Origin of the sequence: Marinobacter sp. EhC06, from assembly GCF_001650915.1 — a bacterium.
Classification (GTDB): domain Bacteria; phylum Pseudomonadota; class Gammaproteobacteria; order Pseudomonadales; family Oleiphilaceae; genus Marinobacter.
The window spans coordinates 416,594-436,001 of record NZ_LXYO01000012.1 but is presented as its reverse complement, the minus strand read 5'-3'; the positions used below and the strand labels follow the sequence as shown (position 1 = coordinate 436,001).

The window sequence follows — 19,408 nt, the reverse complement described above, 5'->3', positions numbered from 1 at the left end:
CTTCAAGTGGCCCGCGGGTATCATCGCGCGTGACTTAACCAGTGACCAGAAGCAGTGAGGCCCGGACCATGTACACCGGTCGTTGCCTGTGTGGCGATATCAGTTTCGAATACGACGGCCCGCTCGGCCCGGTGGCCCTTTGCCACTGCAACCAGTGCCGGCGTGCCCACGGAAGTGCGTTCTCGGCCAGCGCGCCGGTGCAGAAGGTGCGGTTCCGGTTCGTATCCGGCGAAGACAGGATTACCGAGTTCGAATCACGCCCCGGCAAGTACCGGGGTTTCTGCAGCCGTTGCGGCAGCCAGCTCTACAGCCGTGTTGATGCCATTCCCGGGATTCTCCGGCTCAGAGTCGGTTGCATCAACGAACCCCTGGGCAAGGGGCCGGCCCAACACGTCTTCGTTGGTTCAAAGTCCGACTGGTTCGAGATTACCGACGAACTGCCGCAGTTCGAAAAGACTGAGAGAACCAACGACCCTCACTGAGCCGGCACCATCCGGTAAACCTTGCCGCGGGGTGAATCCGTGAGCAGCCAGAGTGCCCCATCGGGGCCCATGCGCACATCGCGGATTCGCTCCTCGAGACCGGTCAACAGATCTTCCTCTTCCGTCACCTCACCGTCTTGGATGCGCAGGCGAACCAGCTTGCGCATTTTGAGTGCGCCTACGAACAGGTCCCCCTGCCATTCCGGAAACAGATCTCCGGTATAGAACGCCATGCCCGAGGGCGCAATGGACGGGTCCCAGTAATGCAGTGGCTGGGCCATGCCTTCCTTCTTGGTTTTGTCAGTAATGGGCAGGCCCGAATAGTCGATGCCGTAGGTGATTGTCGGCCATCCGTAATCGGTGCCTGCCCGGATGATGTTGATTTCGTCGCCACCCCGGGGGCCGTGTTCGTGGCTCCAGATCTCGCCCGTTTCCGGGTGGATGGTCATGCCCTGGATATTGCGGTTGCCGGTTGTATAAAAGGTATCGTTGACGCCGCTGGTGTCCAGGAACGGGTTGCCCGGCGCCGGGGCGCCGTCGGTTGTGATTCGGTGAACACCTCCGGCATCGTCAGCGTCGTCCTGGGCGCGATCCATGTCGCCACGATCGCCGACCGAGACGTAGAGATTGCCGTCCCGGTCAAATTCCATGCGGCCCGCGAAGTGCCGACTTGTGTTGGAGCGGGGTAGCGCTTCAAAGATGACCTCAACGTCAGTAAGGCGATCATCGCCCAGGCGGGCGCGCGCCACCCGGGTGGTCATACCGTCCCGATTTCGGTGGGCGTAGCTCAGAAACAGCACCTGATTCTGCTCAAAGTCCGGATGGAGGATAACGTCCAGCAATCCGCCCTGGCCGGATACCACGAGCTCGGGTACCCCGCTGATGGGGGCATTTACCAGCGAGCCGTTCCGAATCATTCGCAGCTGTCCTTCCCGCTCTGTCACCAGCATGGAGCCGTCCGGCATAAATGCCAGGCTCCAGGGGTGTTCCAGATTCTGCGCTACGGTTTCCAGGCGGAAATCCGCTTTATCGGAGGAAAAGGTCTGGTTCGCCATGCCGGGAACGGCAACCAGCAATAAGCTGCCTGTCAGGACAAGGTGTTTGAGATTACCCATTGAAGCCTCCGTTCTTACCGGTGCCATTAGAACATTCAGAGTAGCAGTTGAAGCGGGCTTCGCCGAGGCTTGGTCCCGCCCCCAAGAGTATAGGGCTCCGGACACATTACGGATCATTGATCTCCTGTTGCAAATAATAAGTATTCGCATTAAAGTGAAATTAACTTGGTTTTCGTCAAACGGGAGGAAAGGGAATGGCACTCGAACAGGAAATGATCGAAGGTTTGAAGCTTGCGGCAGGTGCCGGTGTGCTTATCGGCCTGGTTGCCATTGGCCTGGCGTTGTCGTCTGCTTTTGGGGCGTAAGTGCAGCGAGTCGTTCCTTGCGATGTACGCCACAGGTACCGCAGTAACCGCCCTCCGGCAGCAGGTATTTCAGGCAACACCCCTTTCGCTGAGGGATTGCCGTGGCTTGCTCACCGAACACCGCAGGAATCCAGCCAATAAACTGGTTTGCATCGTTTTGAAATTGCTCCAGCCAGCCTTGCGCCAATTGGCAAAGCGCTTGCGGGTCGACCCGGTTCCACACGGCTGAAAACGGCGCCCCCAGTCCAAGACCTGTACTGCTCCAGTAGGCGCCCGGGCTGACTCCCAACTGGCGCCGGAAGACAGGGTACCACTCAGCTGTCAGAGCTCCTGCTGATCTGACAAACGTTTCTTCATCAACACCCTCGCCACCCGGCAGCTGATACCAACGGGATACGGTTTGTTTCGGGTGGTCTGCCGGAGCCAGGAAGATTCGTTTGGCATCCGGTAAAGGCGCGTGGCCGTCGCGGAACAGCCTCAGGGTCAGCGGCGCAATAACGCTCAGCGCCAGATCCTGCTGAAGCACAGAAATATACGCGCGCACGGCCCGGGGCCCGGCGTTGTCAGGGTATTCGATGCCAACCTGGCTGAGTAGTAGCGACGGTTGCTCCAGGCATTGGGCCAGAGAAAAGAGGCCGCTTCGCGCACCGACAGCGGGTTGCAGCGCCTCGTTCACAACCGATTCCCGATCCAGCCCTGACTGGCTCAGAAGATGGCTGTATTCCCGGGCCCACTGGCCGAGCCCGGGCTTAGGGTCAGGCTCTGCCATGGCGACTCAGCCCCCAGAGGAAATACAGGCCACCGACCAGGGCGGCCAGAAGCCCCGCCGGAAGCTGGTTGGGGTAAACAACGATTCTGGAGAGGTAGTCGGCAACGCCCAGCAACAAGCCTCCGGCAAGGGCAGCCACAACGAGCTGTCGCCCTACGGTCTGCTGGCCCAGAACACGGGCCAGGTGGGGTGCGATAAGACCCACAAAACTCAGCGGGCCGATCACCACCGTCGCCGCAGCGGTCAGCAGCGCCGCCAAAAGAAGCAACAGCAGACGGACTTTCGTTACCGGCAAGCCCAGTGAACTGGCCGATGTTTCACCCAGGGGAAGAATGCTCAGGGGTCGGATAATCGCCAGAAGGGCAGCTGAAATCAGCACGATCAGCGCCAAAAGCCCCAGGGCCTCGGCTTCCGAGACCAGCCAGGTGGAACCGTACATCCAGTTGAGAAGCTGCGAGGCGACCGTGCCACCGGAAGCCATGACCAGTCGAAGGCCCGCGTCCATGAACACGTATAAGGCGAGCCCGCCAAGCAGGAGCTGGTTGCCGGCAAACCGGTGCTTGCGGGCCAGCATGATCAACAAACCGAGGGCAGCTGCGGCGCCCAGGGTGGCCGCTCCCAGCTGTCCTGCCCGGCCAATATCGGCACCGAACAGAACGATCAAAACCATAACCACCGCCGCGCCGCCGCTGATGCCGAGCATTTCCGGGCTGGCCATGGGGTTGCCTGTCATTCGCTGGATTAGTGTTCCTGCGAGGCCCAGGGCCACACCCGCAAGAATAGCTGCCAGTAATCTGGGGCCGCGCCAGACCCACGCCTCGTGCCACTGGGCGATCGGAGTCCAGCTCCACTCGTCCAGCCCCGGGGACCACCCCATGGAGATACCAATGGTGCTCAAAAGGAGGGCGGCTATGGCTCCGCCAATCACAGGGGTGGAACGCCTTTTGGGCAGGAAACCGGCGGGGCTGTCGTCTTGCCCGGGCATATGATGGGTGTTCTTCAAACCCTGCAGGGCCAGCAGAATAATCGGTCCGCCGATCAGGGCGGTGGTTGTGCCGGTGGGCACCAGTGATCCGTCGCCCCAGGTGGTTGCCCAGTGGGCGAGGGTATCCGCCAGTAACAGCAGACCCGCGCCCAGGAGACTGCTCCAGATCAGGCGCTCGGACAGGGTACGGGCGCCCAGCAGCCTTGCCAGCACCGGTGCCGCAAGACCGATAAAGGCCACGACACCAACCCGGCTGACCACCGTGGCACTCATCAGAACCACCAGAAACAGCGCCAGCACCCGAATCAGACCGACCTTGGCGCCGAGGGATCGGGCAGAGGTCTGCCCCAGTTGCATGACTTGCAGCGGGCGCATCAACAGGATCATTAACACGCCCAGCGCCAGTACTCGGGGCCAGAGTTCCATTAACGGCTGCCAATTATTCTGGACCAGGGAGCCCGCGCCCCAGATAAACAGGTTTCCCAGCCATTCACCCTTGAGTAACAGGAACGCCATGTTCACGGCGCCCAGGAAAAAGGTGACCACAAGCCCGGCCAGTATCACGGTGACCGGAGAAAAGCCCAGGCGCCAGGTGAGCGCGATAACCAAGCCGATTGCCAGTAGCCCGCCGGAAACCGCCACCAGGTCCTGACTGAAGGCGAGCAACCCGGGGAAGAACATGGTCGCGACTGTTACCCCGAACTGGCCGCCGGCTTCCACGCCCAGGGTTGTGGGCGAGGCGAGGGGATTGCCGAGGATCTGTTGGGTAACCGCGCCGGCGAGGCCAAGGCCACAGCCAATGAGGACAGCAATGGCGACACGGGGTGCCCAGCTGTAGTGCGCCAGTACCGACGCGTAATTGTTGGCTTCGAACGTCCAGAATGCGGCGATGAGGGCGCCGACGTCGAGCTGGCCAAACCAGGGCGCCGCGCTCGCGAGAAACGCGCCACACCAGATCAGTGCTGCTGCTACCGGCACCCTTGCGGGAAGGGATGGGCGGCTGACCGGGCTGTTTGCGGATTCAGCGTACATTGTCTGAACCTCCGGCCAGCAGACCATCAGCGAGTAACGTTGCCAGTCGCTTGACCGGGAAAACCCCGCCAAACGGCCAGACCGGATCAATCTGGTACACCTGATCGCGCTGAACCGGCGGCAGATAGGTCCAGAAAGGGCTGTTGGCCAGGGTGTCAGACAACCCGGGCAGGGTCGGAGAAATGACAACGATCCGGCTGTCCTGATAGGGCGCAAGTGCTTCAAGCCCGACGACCGAGAACCCCCAGTAATTCCCGGAGTGGGGCCAGGCGTTCTCAAGGCCAAGGGCGTTCAGGGCGCTCTGGAAAAGGCCGTTGGGTGCGTATACGCGAACGTGTCGGTCGTCCAGAAAGTTCACCAGCGCCACCGGTCGGTCCGTGAGGCCGGCATTCTCCAGACGACGGCGCTGAGCCTGCAGGGTCTGGTCGATGTCGTTGAGAACAGCCTCTGCCTGCTCCTCCCGGTTCAGTATCTCACCGAGCGTTGTAAGCATGCCGCTGGCCTTTTCGAACGGTCGGGAGCCTTGCTTGTAAACGCTGACAACGTAGGTAGGCGCAATGCGCTCCAGCAGGTTAGCCGCAGGAGCCATCTCGGAGCTGGTGACGATCAGATCCGGTTTGAGCTCGGCAATGGCTTCCAGGCTCGGTGCCACCCGGGTGCCGATGTTGGCCACACCTTCGGGAAGTTCCGGTTCCTTGACCCACACGTTATAGCCATCGCGATCGGCAACGCCGATGGGAGTGACACCCAGTAACAGCAGCGCCTCGGTGGCGGCCCAGTTGAGAGCAATCACCCGTTCCGGCGTTTTATCGAGGGTCAGGGTTCCCTGTTCGTGCTGCCAGCTAGCGGCACTGGAAAAGACCGGCACGAGGCTCAACAGCAGAGCCGCGCCGTATCGCCAACAGCGTTCAGACCTAGTGAACATAGGACACCCACTGCCCGGGCGCGCGCTCCATTACGCCCATGGGCACGCCATAAATGGATTCCAGGATGCCGGAGTCCATGATGTCCCGGGGGCTGCCATCGGCGACAAGCTGACCGGATTTAAGGGCGACCAGGCGGTCGCAGAACCGCGCTGCAAGATCCACATCGTGCAGAACCACGACAACCGTAAGATCCCGCTGTTCGGCGAGACGATGGACCAGGCGCAGGGTTTCAACCTGGTGTTTTACATCCAGGGCGGAAATGGGTTCATCCAAAAGCAGGCACTGGGTCTGCTGGGCCAGCAGCATGGCAATCCAGGCACGCTGGCGCTCACCACCTGAGAGGGTGTCGACAGAGCGATGCTGGAACTGACCAAGCCCTGTGTCTTCAATGGCCTGGGTAATCAGCCGGTGGTCTTCCTCGTTATAGCGGCCCAGTGGGCCGCGCCAGGGGTAGCGACCCAGGGCAACCAGCTCGCGGACCGTCAAACCGTCGGTTCCCGGTGGATGCTGGGGCAAATAGCCCACGCTGCGGGCAAACTCCCGGGCGCCTGTGCTCCGGAAGGATTTCCCCAAAAGCTGTACTTCGCCAGAAGACGGTGCAAGCTGCCGGGCAAGCACCTTGAGCAGGGTGGATTTGCCGGAGCCGTTATGCCCGAGCAGGGCGGTTACCTCACCCTCAACGAATCCGAGGTTCAGGTTTTGAAGAATGGCGGTGTCGCCAATGCGAACATTGAGACTGGAAACGTCAAAAAAAACAGGCATGCAGGCTCCCGGAATACTGAGGGCCTGCAGGATAATTTAAATGCGAATCACTATCAATATATATTGCGTTAAACGGCGGCCTGAATCTGTCCGGTCTGTACCCGCCACTGGTTGGCGTAGGCGCCATCCTGGTCCAGCAGCTCCCGGTGGGTTCCCTGTTCCAGCACTTTGCCGCCTTCAATCACCGCAATGGAGTCGGCATCAACGATCGTGGAGAGTCGATGGGCAATCATGATCACGGTCCGGTTATGGCCAATGCGCTTCAGTGACCGCTGGATGGCGGCTTCTGTTTCGTTGTCCACGGCGCTGGTGGCTTCATCAAGCACCAGGATCGGCGGATTTTTCAGCAGCGCACGGGCGAGGGACAGTCGCTGGCGCTGTCCCCCGGAAAGGCGAACGCCCCGTTCACCGACCGGTGTATCCAGGCCTTCAGGGAGGGCTTCGATGAAGGACCAGGCTTCCGCGGTTTTCGCAGCGTCGGTGATTTCCGCGTCGCTGGCAGCCGGATTTCCGTAGGCCAGGTTCTCCCGAATGGTGCCCTCGAACAGATAGACATCCTGGCTCACCAGCCCGATCGCGCCGCGCAGGGATTTCAGGCTGAGGTCCCGAATGGGTTGGCCATCGATTCGGATTTCGCCATGGCTCGGGTCGTAGAACCGGAGCAGCAACTTGATCAGAGTCGATTTACCGGAACCGGTAGCGCCAACCAGTGCAAGCGTATTGCCGGCTGGCACGGTCAGGCTGATATCCCGGATGCCGGCACCGCTGGAGGGATAGTGAAAGCTTACTTTCTCCAGCTCAACGTCGCCTTTTACCGGTTCCTCGAGAGCCTTGCCTCCCTCGTCACGCACGTGCACGGGTTCGGCCAGCAGGTCCAGAATCCGACGGGTGCTGGCCATGGCACGTTCAAACAGGTCAATGACCTCGGCAAGCCCTGTCAGGGGCCAGAGCAGGCGCTGGGTCAGGAACACCAGTACACCATAGGCACCCACGTTCAGGCTGCCCTCGAGGGCCATCATGCCGCCAACCGTGAAGGTGGCCAGGAAGCCGGCGAGGATGGCCATCCGGATTACCGGGATAAAGGCCGAGCTGATACGGATGGCCCGGCGATTGGCCTCCACGTAAGCTTCGCTGCTCTCTTTCAGGCGCCTGGCTTCCCGCTGTTCAGCAGTAAAACTCTTGATAGTGGCGATGCCGCCCAGGTTGTTGGCCAGCCGGCTGGACAGGTCACCCACTTTTTCACGGACATCGGCATACAATGGCCCGGCTTTGCGCTGGAAGTAGAACGCGCCCCAGATGATCAGTGGAATGGGCGTGAATGCCAGCAGCGCAATAAGTGGCGAGAGCACGAAGAATACGGCGCCGACGGCAACAACCGTCACCAGCACCTGAATCATGGCGTTGGCGCCGCCGTCGAGGAAGCGTTCAAGCTGGTTCACGTCGTCGTTCATGGTGGCCACCAGCTGACCGGAGCTACGGGCCTCGAAGAAGCTCATGTCCAGGCGCTGGGCATGTTCGTAGGCATCCTGCCGCAGGTCCGACTGCAGCCGCTGGGCCAGGTTTCGCCAGAGAATCTGGAACAGGTATTCGAACAGGGATTCGCCGGCCCAGATGAAGAAGGTGAGTACGGCCAGAATGGTGATCTGTTCCTGGGCGGTTTCAAAACCGAGGCCAGCGACAAAGCTCTCTTCCTGGTTGACGACCACATCGATGGCGACACCGATCAGTATTTCCGGGGCGATATCGAACAGTTTGTTGATGATGGAGCAGGTGGTGGCGGCGATGATCTGTCGGCGATAGCCCCGGGCGTATCTGAGCAGGCGGGCCAGGGCAGCAAAACTGCTGGTGGTTTGGTGGCTGTGTGAGGACATACTCCGCTTCTCTCCCGTGAATCAGGCAGGCCCGCGCTGAGCCTGCAATCGATAAGGCGGGAAGGGTAGCGGATCTGCCCGGGTTTTAAAACAGAATCATTATCAATCGCGTGCGTTTCTTTGCAGCCAGCGGTCAAGCTTGTCGGCAAATTCCTTGCGGTCGGTCTGGCTGAAGGGAGCTGGCCCCCCGGTGACCTGGCCGGCGTTGCGCATTTCTTCCATGAAGTTGCGCATGGCCAGGCGCTGACGAATATTCTCTTTGGTGAAGGCCTGGCCACGGGGATTGAAGACGTCGGCGCCTTTTTCAATGGCTTCGGCGGCCAGGGGGATGTCCTGCGTGATCACGAGATCGCCTTTGTGCATCTGGTCCATGATTTCGTTGTCTGCCACATCGAAGCCCTGTGGGACCTGTCGGCGCTTGATGTAAGGGCTCGGGGGCAGGGTGATGGCGTGGTTGGCGATGAAGGTGGTTACGATTTGCCAGCGGGTGGCGGCGCGGCAGATGATTTCCCGGATTGGGACGGGGCAGGCGTCGGCGTCGACCCAGATTGGCATGGTGGTTCCTTCTTTTGGCTTGGCTCTGCTGGGAGTTTACCTTTTGTTGTTGTGAGCTTGGTAGGCTGGATCCGCGTATCTTTTCGTGGTTCTCGGCTTTGGTGGCTGAGGCATTGGGGGCGCCCTTCCAAAAACCGCTACGAGCACGTCCATGTGCGCTTGTTTCAGGCCATCCCTGGCCTTCAACATTTTTGGAAGGGCACCCCCAATGCCTCTGTCGGACTCCAGAGGTCGATCCGCGAAAGCAGAGACATGCGACCACATTTCTAAGAGAGGTGTCGGAGATGATTAACCGAATTCTGTTTTCAGGCCTGTTAGCCCTTCTGTTTTCGTTACCAGCCGTTGCTGCCGATAACAACGAAGAAGCCTGGGAGGCCCTCAGAGACGGACGGGCTGTTCTGATGCTGCGCCATGCACTGGCGCCCGGCACCGGAGACCCGGGCAACTTTGACCTTAACGATTGCAGCACCCAGCGGAATCTGAACGACACCGGCCGGGAGCAGGCCCGGGCGTGGAAGCCGTTTCTGGCGGACCATGGAATTACCGAAGCGCGGGTGTTCAGCAGTCAGTGGTGTCGCTGTATGGATACCGCTACCGGAATGAACATGGGCGAGGTGACCGAGTGGCCGTCGTTGAATTCGTTTTTCCGGAATCGTGGCGACGGGCCGACTCAGACTCGGCAGACGATTTCTCTGGTGAACCAGCTGGAGCCGGGGGCGCCGGTCATTATGGTGTCGCATCAGGTGAACATCACGGACCTGACGGGCATTTTTCCCTCGTCGAATGAGGGCGCCATTATCGCTTTGCCTCTGTCGGAAGATCCGACGGTGCTGGCGAGGGTCTCGCCCGGGCGTTGATGGTATAATCCCGCGCCCATTAAATTAACAGGAAATGATAATGTCGCAGCTTCCGCCATGCCCGCAGTGCAGTTCCGAGTATACCTATGAAGACGGCGTTCAACTGGTCTGCCCGGAGTGTGGGCATGAGTGGACTGAGGCGGAGGCTGCGGCGGCTGACGCCGCGAAGGTGGTTCGCGACGCCAACGGCAATGAGCTTCAGGATGGCGATTCGGTGACTGTTATCAAGGATCTGAAGGTCAAGGGCTCCAGTTCCGTTGTCAAAGTTGGCACCAAGGTGAAGAGCATCCGCCTGGTTGAAGGCGATCACGATATCGACTGCAAGATCGACGGTATTGGCGCCATGAAACTGAAATCGGAATTCGTCAAGAAGGCCTGACTTTTACCCCGTTGTAGCACTCTGGATCTGTTGCTCGAGTTCCCTGGCAAGGCCCGGGTCGAGTTGCAGGGCGCTGGCCAGTTGATCCAGCCATGCTCGTTCCATGGGGTTCTGGTCATCAATCATGACTGCGCTGACGATGTAGATTTCCCGGCTTGCCTGTGGCGAGTCGGCATTGCGGGCCAGGGCAGATGCATCCAGCGGAGCGTCGAACTGCTGTTGGATCCAGGCGTGGAGTTCATCATCCGGACCCAGTTTTTCGATTTCCTGGGTGAGAAGGGCGCGCTCGTTGGCATCGATGTGACCGTCGGCACGGGCCGCCATGATCATGGCCTGGAGTATTTCCAGTCCCCGTTGTTCCTGTGCCTGTCCCTGCAGTTGCTCCAGTGGTTGGCCCTGCTGTGCCGCTGCCGGTTGCGCCGGGCTCTGACTGTTGGTCTGATAGTTCTGATAGGCTTTCCAGGCCAGGACACCCACCCCTGCAAGGGCGCCGTATTTCAGGGCTTTGCCGCCCATCTTCCGGCCGCGCTTGGACCCCAGCATCATACCCAGGGCTCCGCCGCCCAGCAGGCTTTTCACGTCGATGCCTGAACCGGAACCCTGGCCGCCATTGAATTGGCTGCCAAGGCTGTTCACCATTTTGTTGACATCCATGCCTCCACCCTGGGATTGAGTGCCCTGGGCCTGTTTCATTACCTGGTTCAGTACAGACATCACGTTCATTTGCCAGCTCCTTTCTCGGATAACCCGCTATGTATCGACGCCAGTTTACGCTGCCTGACGCCATGGGTTCATGGGGTCGGTATTACCCTGTTGTCATATTTGGCAGCATTTAGTTCCATGGATGACGTTCTGAAGGCATGGGAGCTTGATTTGGCGCTTCGCCCGACTATCTGCGACCATTCGTCGCACTGAAAAGCTTGGATCCGCGGTACCGTCTTTCTATCCTGTACCTCTATATCATCGACAAGGAACACTGGACATGAAGTACTGCCTGAGCGTATTTGTGCTGGCCCTGGCCCTGGTTGCCCCGACAGCTCTAGCCCATGATTACAGCCAGGGTCCGGTAAAGGTCGATCATCCCTGGAGCCGGCCCACACCGCCTGGCACGCCCATGGGAGTGGGCTACATGAGCATCTCCAACAGCGGCAGCAGTGATATCACCCTCGTTGGGGCCGCAACCCCCAGGGCAGACAGCGTATCGATCCACGAGACCAGCATGCACGATGGTGTGATGCGAATGGCTCCGGTCAAGGGCGGGCTTGTCATACCAGGGGGTAGTACCGTGGAGTTGAAGCCCCACAGCTTTCATCTGATGCTGGAAAAACTGAAAAGCCCGTTGCGCGAGGGTGAGAGTATTCCGCTGACCCTGAGCTTTGAGGGCGCGGAAGATATGCAGGTTGAGCTGAATGTTGCGCCGCTGGATCGCGAGATGATGGAAAAACAGAGTATGGACCACTCTGGCAAAGAGATGGACCACAGCGGGCACTGACGTATCAGCCCGGTTCAGTCTTCTATACTTGAACTGGCCGGGCTACCACTCTTTGTCTTCGGCGCTTTCCTCGGCTTCGATCTCCGCCTTGCGTGCCTGAATCTTCTTCATTTTCTCATCGGAGATTTTCATGCTGTGTGCATTGTCGCGCAGTATCATCAGGCTGCCCACGATCAACGCAAGGGCAACAATTATGAATATCCATCCTATGGCTGGCATGTCCACCTCCACCAAATGATCCGCTTCCCTACATAGTGGACCACGCATCGATCTGTCACAACTGTCACGCATCCTGCCACAGAGTTGTCGGGTCCAGTCGATAATACCCTTGCAGGGCCTTGTAGACCTCGGGCTGTTCTCGCTTGAGATGGCGCGGCTGCTGGAAAAATGCCTCGGTCAGCACTGCGAAAAATTCTGCCGGTTCGGTAGCGCCGTATGGATCAAGCCAGGATCTATGGTGGTGCCGGAGGGAATGCCTGAGGTCTTCGTAGGCCGTCGTCATGGAACTTTGCCAGTGCCGGGCCTGCTCTCCACTCAGCGGCGGTGCCCCGTCTGCGGTGCCGTCCAGGTAGTCCAGCTGGTGTGCAAACTCATGTAGCATGACGTTATGGCCACTGTGCGGGTTCCTGGCGGCCTCCTGGCATTCTCGCCAGGCCAGCACCACCTGGCCCCTGCTTGAGGCCTCACCGGCCCGTATTTCATTACTTTCGCTGACAACCATGCCATCGCTTTCAATGTCTCTGACGTGATAGGCATCGGGATAGACCAGAATGCTGCTTACCTCGTCAAAATCCGAATAGGGGCGGGCAAGAATCAGCAAACAGGCGTGGCCGGCAATGGTTACTCTCACCGTGTCGTCCACCTCAAAGCCGTCACAGCCATAGAATTCTTTCTCGGAGAGAAAAAGCTGGACCCGTTGCTCCAAGGTTTGCTTGAGGGCTTCAGGAAGCCGTCGGTAAAGCGGCACGTTCGAATCAAGATGCTCGCGCCACGGTGTTGGAAAGGGGACCCTCAGTTCCCGTTCCCTCCGCCAGGCGCGGTAGAAGAAGAGGTAGAATATGGTTGCCGCGATCAGGGTCACTGCAAATACTGCGAAAACAAGTGCTGCTGACATGCTGCTCCCAGCGACCATTGATTGAATTACCCCGTATCTTACAGAAAAATTGGATCTGCACGCAGTCAGGGCCCGTATTGCTGGTTGTTCTACAGTGCAGGGGATGTGAAGCTGCATGAACTGTATTGATCGTTGAGGAGGCTGATATGTCCGATAATTCCACTGTTGTAATCACCGGGGCAAACCGGGGCATTGGTCTGGAGCTCGCCCGACTCTATGCAAGCCGCGGCTGCTCGGTGATCGGCGTGTGCCGGGAGGCCTCGTCGGAGCTGGAAGAGGTTGCGGCGAGGATCATCGACAGAGTCGATGTGACCACCGATGAGGGCGTAACCAAGCTCGTGGCCGATCTTGAGGGCGAGCGTATCGATCTGTTGATCAACAATGCCGGTCTGCTGCAGGACGAGAAACTGGGCAGTATCGATTTCGATTCCATCCGCACCCAGATGGAGATCAATGCCTATGCTCCCCTGAGAGTGGCTGAAGCCTTGTTCGAAAAAATCCCCTCCGGAGGCAAAATCGCCAACATCACCAGCCGGATGGGCTCTATCGCCGACAACGACTCTGGCGGCCGCTATGGGTACCGTGCTTCAAAGGCGGCGTTGAATGCCTTTGGCAAGTCCCTCGCGATGGATCTGAAACCGCGGGGTATCGCCGTGGCCCAGCTGCACCCGGGTTATGTTCAGACCCGAATGGTGAATTTTGGTGGGTTGATTACTCCAGAAGAATCGGCAAAAGGCCTGGCAGAGCGGATTGATGGCCTGACCCTGGAGAATACCGGATCGTTCTGGCACAGCAACGGCGACGAGCTGCCGTGGTGATCCTGAAAACATTTTCATTTGTTTGCATTGGAGTGAGGCAGGATTCTGTTTTAACGAGTACTCTTGTTACCTAAAAAGGAATTCTGCTGTCGATGAAAAGTGCGAGTGCTCCAATGAATTATGAGCCTGAGCGGGAGCGCAGGCCCCAGTTCTGGCGTTTGGCCATGCGATGTGCCCAGATCGCCGGAACTGTAGATGTCATCTTTTTCTTTCTTTTTCATGCATTGGGTTCGCCGATTCTGGCATGGATCAACGTGGTCAGCGTGGCCATGTACGCCGGGGCCTATTACGCACTCAAATACCACAGGAACAGGATTGCGGTCGTACTCATCTGGGCCGAAGTGCTTGGCCATGCCGGACTTGGCATCGTTCTGATTGGATGGGAGAGCGGTTTCCATTATTACCTGTTGATGTTCATACCGGCGATTTGTGTGTCCGCATCACGGAAATGGGCCATCTATGCGCTGTTGGCCCTGTGGGGTTACTACATCGCCCTGGATGTCCTGATGTGGTATATCGAGCCGTTACAGCCGATTCATCAAACGGCTCTGCATATCGTCCATCTGTTTAACCTGAGCGTGGTCTTTGCCATGTTCAGTTACCTGTCTTCCTATTACCTGAGAATGGTGGTCACAGCCCAGCGCAAGCTCCGGGAAATGGCAACAACGGATTCACTGACCGGGCTTTTCAATCGCCGGCACATGACCTATCTGGCTGAAAAAGAATTGGCCAGGTTCAGCCGTAGCGGTCACCCAGTTGGCTTTCTTCTGCTGGATGTCGATCATTTCAAATCAATCAACGACGCCTATGGCCACGAAACCGGCGACCGAGTGTTGGGTTTTGTTGCCGATGTGATTCGTGAGGAGCTCCGGGCCCAGGATTTGATTGGTAGGTGGGGCGGTGAGGAGTTCCTGGCCATTCTCCCTGATACGGATTCCGGCAAAGCGCAGGCAAGCGCGGAGCGGATACGAAACGCGTTTTTGGCCAGGGACTGGAGCGCGATTACTGGCGGTGATGCCGAAGTTACGATCAGTATCGGTGTGAGCGAACTGCGAGCTGGCGACGACCTGAGTGCGGCTGTCAGCCGGGCTGATGAAGCGCTTTACCGGGGTAAAACCGGCGGCCGTAATCGGGTCGAGCTGGAAACCATCTGACGAGATAAAGGGGTAGCTTTGATGAGTCTTGCAATTGCATTGCACGTTCTGTCCGCGGTTATCTGGGTTGGCGGTATGTTCTTCGCCTACATGGCGATGCGTCCGGCCGTGGTTGAGGTTGTAGAAGCCTCACAGCGGGGTGTTCTCTGGTCCAGGACGCTTGAACGATTCTTTCGCTGGGTGTGGCTCTCAGTTGTGTTGCTACTGGTCACCGGCTACTGGATGATTTTCAGTGTGTTTGGCGGTATGGCCGGTGCCGGCTGGCATATTCATGCCATGCAGACGCTCGGCCTGGTGATGATGCTGCTCTACTTCCACGTGTATTTTGCGCCTTTTCGGCGGCTCAAGCAGGCGGTTGCAGACAAGGATCCGCAGGCTGGCGGTGTTCAGGTGGGCAAGATTCGCCGGCTAGTCGGTATCAATCTGATCCTCGGCCTGATTGTGGTCGCCATAGGGTCTGGCGGTCGGTACCTGTAACCTGCTGAACGATCGGGGACCGATACCATGACCGATATTCGAAAGAGAGCCATTGCCGGCCTGAAAGCGGGGGATTCCTTTACCCTGGCACGAACGTTCACCGAGGATGAGACCCTGTCCTTTGGCGAAATCAGCCGCGATCAGAACCCGGTCCACTACAGCGACGAGTTCGCGCGAGCGAAGAACCTGCACGGCAAGATCTGCCATGGCCTGCTGGTTGGTGGAATGATCACGGAAGTAGGCGGGCAGATAGGCTGGCTGGCGTCAGGAATGAACTTTCGCTTCCTCCGGCCAGTGTATTTCGGCGACACCATCACCTGCGTGTTCACCATCACCGACGTAGATGAGCAAAACCGGGCCCGGGCCGAAGCGATACTCTCGAATCAGCACGGTGAGCCGGTGATCGAGGCCTGGTTGACGGGTATTCTGCCCGGGCCCAGGGAACAGGAAGTGATGTCAGTAATGGTCAGCGAACAGAAAACGACGCCCGAGAGCTGACCAGCAGCGGCTATTATTTCAGTCCTCCTCAGAGTCCCTCATTCGTTCCTGCCGCTCCCACTCTTCTTCCTTTGCCGCATCGATGATTTCCATCAGTTCGTCAACGTTGGCGGCGGTATCATCGTGCTGGAAACAGCCGGTGAGTTTGCATTCCGGGTGGAGGTCGCCTGATTCGTAGAGCGCCCAGATCTCCTTGCCATAATCGGTGTTCAACAGCTCCGGCGCGAATCGGCCAAAATAGCGGCGCATATTGTCGACGTCGCGTTCGAGCATGCGTTCCGCGTTGTTGTTGCCGGAGGCGTTGACCGCCTGGGGAAGATCAATAATGACCGGTCCGTTGGCATCGACCAGAACGTTGAATTCCGACAGGTCCCCATGGATCAGACCGGCACTCAACATGCGGACCACCTCACGGATCACCTGCCTGTGGAAGTCACGGGCCTGTTCCGGGGAAAGAATGACATCATCCAGCCTGGGTGCGGCCTTGCCGTCTTCGTCCGCCACCAGCTCCATCAGCAGCACGCCGTCCACGAAGCCCAGGGGTTCGGGAACCCGGACACCCGCGGCGGCAAGCCGGTAAAGGGCATCCACCTCGGCATTGAGCCAGGCATCTTCCTGCTCCTTCTGGCCGTATTTGGTTTTCTTGCTCATGGCCCGGGCCCGCCGGCTGTTCCGGACCTTTCGGCCCTCCTGGTATTCCACCGCCTGCTTGAAGCTTCGCTTGGAGGCTTCCTTGAAGACCTTGGCGCAACGTGTCTGGTCGCCACAGCGCACCACATAAACCTGCGCTTCCTTGCCGCTCATAAGCTGGTAGAGCACTTCGTCCACCATGCCGTCATCGACAAGTGGTTGTAATCTCTTCGGTACTTTCATAAAACCTTTCAGACGGACAGTGAGTCGGCCAGCCACGTTCATTGATCTGGAACAAGACTGGATGCGGGCAGGGCAGGGACAATGACTGCTACGGAGCATAGCTTACATGAAAATCGTTTTCCTGATCCTGTTGATTCTGTTGGTTGCTGTCACCATCGCTCTGTGGTTCTGGCGACAGGCTGACCATAATGCGGACCAGGCCGCCATGGCGAGGTTGGCGGCGCTGCAGCCGGCTTCGCCGCAGCCTTTTGATCTTTCTCTCCTCGAGGGGCTGCCGGAGCCCGCCCGGCGGTATTTCCGGTACACCATTCAGCCCGGTACTCCGCTTTATACGGTTGCCCGGATATCCATGACCGGAAAATTCGGCATGGGCAATCGGGATGCGCCCGACTACATGGATATGCAAGCCACTCAGGTGCTGGCTATGCCCGAAGGGTTTATCTGGAAGATGGGCGCCAGCCGTGGCGCCCTCCGGGTTTCAGGCTCAGACGCCGAGCAGTGGACGCGGTTTTGGCTGATGGGATTGCTTCCGGTGGCCCGGATGGGCGGCGATCCGGATCACGCCCGTTCGGCATTCGGCCGGTATGTGGCGGAGGCGGTGTTCTGGACGCCGGCGGCACTGCTGCCTGGCCCAGGGGTTGCGTGGCAGCTTGTGGATGTAAATACGGCCAGGGTGATTGTCCGCCACGAGGGTATGGAGCAGGCGGTGGATGTTGTGGTGGCTGAAGACGGTCGTCCCCTCCAAGTGAGTTTCGACCGCTGGAGCAATGCGAATCCGGAAAAAGTTCATCGCTTGCAGCCGTTCGGTGGATACCTGTCAGAGTTTAAAGAGTTTGAGGGATTTGTATTGCCGACCCGCGTAGAAGCCGGGAATTTCTTTGCCACGGACGATTATTTTCCCTTCTTCATTGCCGAAGTCACAGATGTGGAATTTCCGAGGCCCTCCGCCATGATGCATCCGGAGTAGTATCTCGGATGCAATCGCATGGGTACCTTGCCCTTAGCGCACGACAAACACCGAAATGTTACTGTGCCTGACGATGTTGGCGCCGTTGGAGTGGAGAATGTGGAGCTTGTCGCCGATTCCCGGCGGATGAGAAGCCATCACCACCAGGTCTGCACCTGTGGTTTTAATAGCCTCAAGCAACTTGTCTTCAAGTTCCACTGCCGTATCGGCGGTCTCCATGACGATGCTGTCCGTACTGATGCCGTGGGATTTCCCCTGCTCCTCCGCGAAGACGGCCAGTTTCTCCTTGAGTTCTTTCGGATTGTGAGCTGCGGCTCCCGGCGTGCTGTTGGTGACGCTGACGTAGCACAGGGTCGCGTTGTAATGTTTGGCAATATCAATGGATGTATTAAGTGCCTTCACCATTTTATCGGTATGGGCGAGGTCGACCGGAACGAGGATCTTGCTATACATGAGAGTTCTCCTTTTCCGCCTGAGTTGCAGAACATTGGTCTGTTGTCTTGCATTCAGATTGGCAATGCCCTGTTGGGTATGTCAAAAAAAGCCCGGTGAAGTTCACCGGGCTTTTTCGGTCAAGGGTGCCTCGTTACCGTCAGACGAGGTTGTAAAGGAACACTACGGCGATACCGGCCGGCGTTAAATACCGGAGTACAAACATAAACGCCGTGTAGCTGCCGCCCTGCAGACCAATATCGGCCGGCAGACCCTCTCGTTTCATCGCCCAGCCGGCGAACAGGGCAATGGCCAGTCCGCCCAGGGGCATCATCAGGTTGGAGACCAGGAAGTCGAGCAGATCGAACACCGTCTTGCCTTCGAAGAACGGGATGAAGCCCAGCGGGTGCACGCTGTCCCATACGTTGAACGACAATACGGTTCCGATACCGATAAACCAGATTGCCAGCCCTCCCCCAAAGGCACTTTTCGCCCGGCTGACACCTTTATGTTCTTCCAGCCATTCCACCACCGGTTCCAGCATGGAAATGGCCGAAGTGATGGCAGCGACCAGCAGCAGGGCAAAGAAAATGGTGCCGAACAGTGCGCCACCGCTCATCTGGCCAAAGGCCAGTGGCAGGGTTACGAAAATCAGGCCGGGACCTGCCCCTGGCTCAAGGCCATTGGCAAATACCAGAGGAAAGATGGCCAGCCCCGCAAGAAGGGCAACGCTGGTATCCACCACGGCAATGGTCATGGCGGTCCGCGCAATGTTTACGGTTTTTGGCAGGTAGGAGCCATAGGCCATCAGAACACCAATACCGATACTGAGCGTAAAGGCGGCATGGCCCAGGGCCGTCAGAACACCAGCGGTGGTCAGTTTGCTGAAGTCCGGCGAGAACATAAAGCTCACGGCCCGGCCAAAACTGCCACTGTTCATGGCATAGATCACCATCGCAATCAGCAGCAAGAACAGCAGGGGCATCAGCATGTTCACGGCTTTCTCAAGCCCGGAGCGAATGCCCCGGCCAACGATAAACACGACGATGGCCATGAATACGGAGTGCCAGAGCAACAGTTCCCAGGGGTTGGCCAGCAATCCGCCGAACTGGCCGCCAATGGCCTCGGCGTCCGCGCCGGTAAACAGCCCGGTTGCGGCTTTGCCGATATAGACCAGGGCCCAGCCGCCAATCACGGCGTAAAAAGAAAGCACGAGGAAGGATGCAATTACCCCGTTCCAGCCGATGGCTCTCCAGCCCCTGGCGGTGCCTTCGCTTTTGGTCAGGGTGCGCATGGTGGCGACCGGACTCTGACCGCCGCGCCGACCAATCATGGTCTCGGCAATCAGTACCGGCACGCCGATCAGGAAGATACAGGCCAGGTAAATCAGAACGAAGGCGCCGCCGCCGTTCTCGCCAGTAATGTACGGAAACTTCCAGATGTTCCCGAGGCCAACGGCTGAACCAGCCGCAGCCAGGATAAAGGCCATCCGTGAGGACCAGAGGTTATTGGCCCGCTGGTGTGGTTGGGTACTCTCACTCATTC

22 protein-coding genes are annotated in these 19,408 nt (G+C 58.6%); 9 read left to right on the top strand and 13 right to left on the bottom strand.

The genetic code is table 11. The features are described from left to right. Positions 1 to 68: 68 nt before the first annotated feature. The gene (locus A8B84_RS08430; RefSeq protein ID WP_064227167.1) at positions 69 to 482 is read left to right on the top strand and encodes a GFA family protein; all 414 of its coding nucleotides are present in this window, start codon (positions 69 to 71) and stop codon (positions 480 to 482) included. Here A8B84_RS08430 and A8B84_RS08425 read toward each other — a convergent pair. The 7 genes from A8B84_RS08425 to A8B84_RS08395 form a co-directional block, all read right to left on the bottom strand. Beyond that, positions 476 to 1,597, bottom strand: a complete 1,122-nt coding sequence (locus A8B84_RS08425) for a PQQ-dependent sugar dehydrogenase (protein WP_064227168.1) — start codon at positions 1,595 to 1,597, stop codon at positions 476 to 478. The two genes, A8B84_RS08430 and A8B84_RS08425, sit on opposite strands and share 7 nt — an antisense overlap. A gap of 252 nt (positions 1,598 to 1,849) precedes the next feature. Further along, a complete protein-coding gene (locus tag A8B84_RS08420; protein WP_064227169.1) occupies positions 1,850 to 2,671 on the bottom strand; it encodes a (2Fe-2S)-binding protein in 822 nt (273 codons plus the stop codon). Beyond that, positions 2,658 to 4,688 (bottom strand): Fe(3+)-hydroxamate ABC transporter permease FhuB, encoded by a 2,031-nt coding sequence (fhuB, locus tag A8B84_RS08415; RefSeq protein ID WP_064227170.1) that lies wholly within the window; start codon positions 4,686 to 4,688, stop codon positions 2,658 to 2,660. The genes A8B84_RS08420 and fhuB overlap by 14 nt, the downstream gene beginning before the upstream one ends. After that, positions 4,678 to 5,613, bottom strand: coding sequence for an ABC transporter substrate-binding protein (locus tag A8B84_RS08410; RefSeq protein ID WP_064227171.1), 936 nt, complete (start codon positions 5,611 to 5,613; stop codon positions 4,678 to 4,680). The genes fhuB and A8B84_RS08410 overlap by 11 nt, the downstream gene beginning before the upstream one ends. After that, the gene (locus tag A8B84_RS08405; protein ID WP_008176064.1) at positions 5,603 to 6,376 is read right to left on the bottom strand and encodes an ABC transporter ATP-binding protein; all 774 of its coding nucleotides are present in this window, start codon (positions 6,374 to 6,376) and stop codon (positions 5,603 to 5,605) included. Before A8B84_RS08405 ends, A8B84_RS08410 begins: the two co-directional genes overlap by 11 nt. Before the next feature lie 68 nt (positions 6,377 to 6,444). Then, a complete protein-coding gene (locus A8B84_RS08400) occupies positions 6,445 to 8,247 on the bottom strand; it encodes an ABC transporter ATP-binding protein (RefSeq protein ID WP_064227172.1) in 1,803 nt (600 codons plus the stop codon). Between the two features lie 102 nt (positions 8,248 to 8,349). Further along, on the bottom strand, positions 8,350 to 8,802 hold the full coding sequence (locus A8B84_RS08395; protein ID WP_064227173.1) for a YaiI/YqxD family protein: 453 nt from the start codon (positions 8,800 to 8,802) through the stop codon (positions 8,350 to 8,352). A 284-nt stretch (positions 8,803 to 9,086) separates the two neighbouring features. On the opposite strand from A8B84_RS08395, the gene A8B84_RS08390 reads away from it, so the two are divergent. Next, complete coding sequence (locus A8B84_RS08390; RefSeq protein ID WP_064227174.1) at positions 9,087 to 9,659, top strand: histidine phosphatase family protein; 573 nt, start codon at positions 9,087 to 9,089, stop codon at positions 9,657 to 9,659. A 40-nt stretch (positions 9,660 to 9,699) separates the two neighbouring features. Next, positions 9,700 to 10,038, top strand: coding sequence for a zinc ribbon domain-containing protein YjdM (locus tag A8B84_RS08385; protein ID WP_064227175.1), 339 nt, complete (start codon positions 9,700 to 9,702; stop codon positions 10,036 to 10,038). Positions 10,039 to 10,041: 3 nt separating this feature from the next. Here A8B84_RS08385 and A8B84_RS08380 read toward each other — a convergent pair whose 3' ends face one another. Then, a complete protein-coding gene (locus tag A8B84_RS08380; protein ID WP_064227176.1) occupies positions 10,042 to 10,761 on the bottom strand; it encodes a tellurite resistance TerB family protein in 720 nt (239 codons plus the stop codon). Between the two features lie 259 nt (positions 10,762 to 11,020). On the opposite strand from A8B84_RS08380, the gene A8B84_RS08375 reads away from it, so the two are divergent. Further along, positions 11,021 to 11,530, top strand: a complete 510-nt coding sequence (locus tag A8B84_RS08375) for a copper chaperone PCu(A)C (RefSeq protein ID WP_064227177.1) — start codon at positions 11,021 to 11,023, stop codon at positions 11,528 to 11,530. Between the two features lie 42 nt (positions 11,531 to 11,572). Here the strand turns inward: A8B84_RS08375 and A8B84_RS08370 are convergent, their stop codons facing one another. Both A8B84_RS08370 and A8B84_RS08365 read right to left on the bottom strand, forming a co-directional pair. Then, positions 11,573 to 11,749 carry a DUF2897 family protein gene (locus A8B84_RS08370; protein WP_064502513.1) on the bottom strand — a complete coding sequence of 59 codons (177 nt, stop codon included), beginning with the start codon at positions 11,747 to 11,749 and terminating at the stop codon, positions 11,573 to 11,575. Between the two features lie 64 nt (positions 11,750 to 11,813). Continuing rightward, positions 11,814 to 12,644, bottom strand: a complete 831-nt coding sequence (locus tag A8B84_RS08365; protein ID WP_064227179.1) for a zinc-dependent peptidase — start codon at positions 12,642 to 12,644, stop codon at positions 11,814 to 11,816. Positions 12,645 to 12,790: 146 nt separating this feature from the next. Here A8B84_RS08365 and A8B84_RS08360 point away from each other — a divergent pair, with 146 nt between their 5' ends. The 4 genes from A8B84_RS08360 (at position 12,791) to A8B84_RS08345 (ending at position 15,591) form a co-directional block, all read left to right on the top strand. Beyond that, positions 12,791 to 13,462 carry an SDR family oxidoreductase gene (locus tag A8B84_RS08360; RefSeq protein ID WP_064227180.1) on the top strand — a complete coding sequence of 224 codons (672 nt, stop codon included), beginning with the start codon at positions 12,791 to 12,793 and terminating at the stop codon, positions 13,460 to 13,462. A gap of 113 nt (positions 13,463 to 13,575) precedes the next feature. Then, positions 13,576 to 14,616: a GGDEF domain-containing protein gene (locus A8B84_RS08355; protein ID WP_227512636.1), complete on the top strand. Its 1,041-nt coding sequence runs from the start codon at positions 13,576 to 13,578 to the stop codon at positions 14,614 to 14,616. Between the two features lie 21 nt (positions 14,617 to 14,637). Then, positions 14,638 to 15,093, top strand: coding sequence for a CopD family protein (locus A8B84_RS08350; RefSeq protein WP_064227182.1), 456 nt, complete (start codon positions 14,638 to 14,640; stop codon positions 15,091 to 15,093). A gap of 27 nt (positions 15,094 to 15,120) precedes the next feature. Further along, a complete protein-coding gene (locus A8B84_RS08345; protein ID WP_064227183.1) occupies positions 15,121 to 15,591 on the top strand; it encodes a MaoC family dehydratase in 471 nt (156 codons plus the stop codon). 18 nt (positions 15,592 to 15,609) lie between these two features. On the opposite strand, the gene A8B84_RS08340 is transcribed toward A8B84_RS08345, so the two are convergent. Further along, complete coding sequence (locus tag A8B84_RS08340; RefSeq protein ID WP_064227498.1) at positions 15,610 to 16,464, bottom strand: PA4780 family RIO1-like protein kinase; 855 nt, start codon at positions 16,462 to 16,464, stop codon at positions 15,610 to 15,612. A 106-nt stretch (positions 16,465 to 16,570) separates the two neighbouring features. Between A8B84_RS08340 and A8B84_RS08335 the strand changes: the two genes are divergently transcribed. Beyond that, complete coding sequence (locus tag A8B84_RS08335) at positions 16,571 to 17,431, top strand: DUF6544 family protein (protein ID WP_064227184.1); 861 nt, start codon at positions 16,571 to 16,573, stop codon at positions 17,429 to 17,431. Between the two features lie 33 nt (positions 17,432 to 17,464). Here the strand turns inward: A8B84_RS08335 and A8B84_RS08330 are convergent, their stop codons facing one another. After that, positions 17,465 to 17,884 carry a universal stress protein gene (locus A8B84_RS08330; protein ID WP_064227185.1) on the bottom strand — a complete coding sequence of 140 codons (420 nt, stop codon included), beginning with the start codon at positions 17,882 to 17,884 and terminating at the stop codon, positions 17,465 to 17,467. 139 nt (positions 17,885 to 18,023) lie between these two features. After that, entirely contained in the window at positions 18,024 to 19,406 is a 1,383-nt protein-coding gene (locus A8B84_RS08325) for a sodium-dependent transporter (RefSeq protein WP_064227186.1), read from the bottom strand. Positions 19,407 to 19,408: the final 2 nt, after the last annotated feature.

Coding starts and splice junctions, on each gene's coding strand:
- A8B84_RS08420 (WP_064227169.1), bottom strand. CDS start 2,671: ATGGCAGAGCCTGACCCTAAGCCCGGGCTCGGCCAGTGGGCCCGGGAA.
- A8B84_RS08395 (WP_064227173.1), bottom strand. CDS start 8,802: ATGCCAATCTGGGTCGACGCCGACGCCTGCCCCGTCCCAATCCGGGAA.
- A8B84_RS08360 (WP_064227180.1), top strand. CDS start 12,791: ATGTCCGATAATTCCACTGTTGTAATCACCGGGGCAAACCGGGGCATT.
- A8B84_RS08425 (WP_064227168.1), bottom strand. CDS start 1,597: ATGGGTAATCTCAAACACCTTGTCCTGACAGGCAGCTTATTGCTGGTT.
- A8B84_RS08370 (WP_064502513.1), bottom strand. CDS start 11,749: ATGCCAGCCATAGGATGGATATTCATAATTGTTGCCCTTGCGTTGATC.
- A8B84_RS08325 (WP_064227186.1), bottom strand. CDS start 19,406: ATGAGTGAGAGTACCCAACCACACCAGCGGGCCAATAACCTCTGGTCC.
- A8B84_RS08375 (WP_064227177.1), top strand. CDS start 11,021: ATGAAGTACTGCCTGAGCGTATTTGTGCTGGCCCTGGCCCTGGTTGCC.
- A8B84_RS08335 (WP_064227184.1), top strand. CDS start 16,571: ATGAAAATCGTTTTCCTGATCCTGTTGATTCTGTTGGTTGCTGTCACC.
- fhuB (WP_064227170.1), bottom strand. CDS start 4,688: ATGTACGCTGAATCCGCAAACAGCCCGGTCAGCCGCCCATCCCTTCCC.
- A8B84_RS08380 (WP_064227176.1), bottom strand. CDS start 10,761: ATGAACGTGATGTCTGTACTGAACCAGGTAATGAAACAGGCCCAGGGC.
- A8B84_RS08400 (WP_064227172.1), bottom strand. CDS start 8,247: ATGTCCTCACACAGCCACCAAACCACCAGCAGTTTTGCTGCCCTGGCC.
- A8B84_RS08430 (WP_064227167.1), top strand. CDS start 69: ATGTACACCGGTCGTTGCCTGTGTGGCGATATCAGTTTCGAATACGAC.
- A8B84_RS08355 (WP_227512636.1), top strand. CDS start 13,576: ATGAATTATGAGCCTGAGCGGGAGCGCAGGCCCCAGTTCTGGCGTTTG.
- A8B84_RS08410 (WP_064227171.1), bottom strand. CDS start 5,613: ATGTTCACTAGGTCTGAACGCTGTTGGCGATACGGCGCGGCTCTGCTG.
- A8B84_RS08340 (WP_064227498.1), bottom strand. CDS start 16,464: ATGAAAGTACCGAAGAGATTACAACCACTTGTCGATGACGGCATGGTG.
- A8B84_RS08350 (WP_064227182.1), top strand. CDS start 14,638: ATGAGTCTTGCAATTGCATTGCACGTTCTGTCCGCGGTTATCTGGGTT.
- A8B84_RS08365 (WP_064227179.1), bottom strand. CDS start 12,644: ATGTCAGCAGCACTTGTTTTCGCAGTATTTGCAGTGACCCTGATCGCG.
- A8B84_RS08390 (WP_064227174.1), top strand. CDS start 9,087: ATGATTAACCGAATTCTGTTTTCAGGCCTGTTAGCCCTTCTGTTTTCG.
- A8B84_RS08405 (WP_008176064.1), bottom strand. CDS start 6,376: ATGCCTGTTTTTTTTGACGTTTCCAGTCTCAATGTTCGCATTGGCGAC.
- A8B84_RS08385 (WP_064227175.1), top strand. CDS start 9,700: ATGTCGCAGCTTCCGCCATGCCCGCAGTGCAGTTCCGAGTATACCTAT.
- A8B84_RS08345 (WP_064227183.1), top strand. CDS start 15,121: ATGACCGATATTCGAAAGAGAGCCATTGCCGGCCTGAAAGCGGGGGAT.
- A8B84_RS08330 (WP_064227185.1), bottom strand. CDS start 17,884: ATGTATAGCAAGATCCTCGTTCCGGTCGACCTCGCCCATACCGATAAA.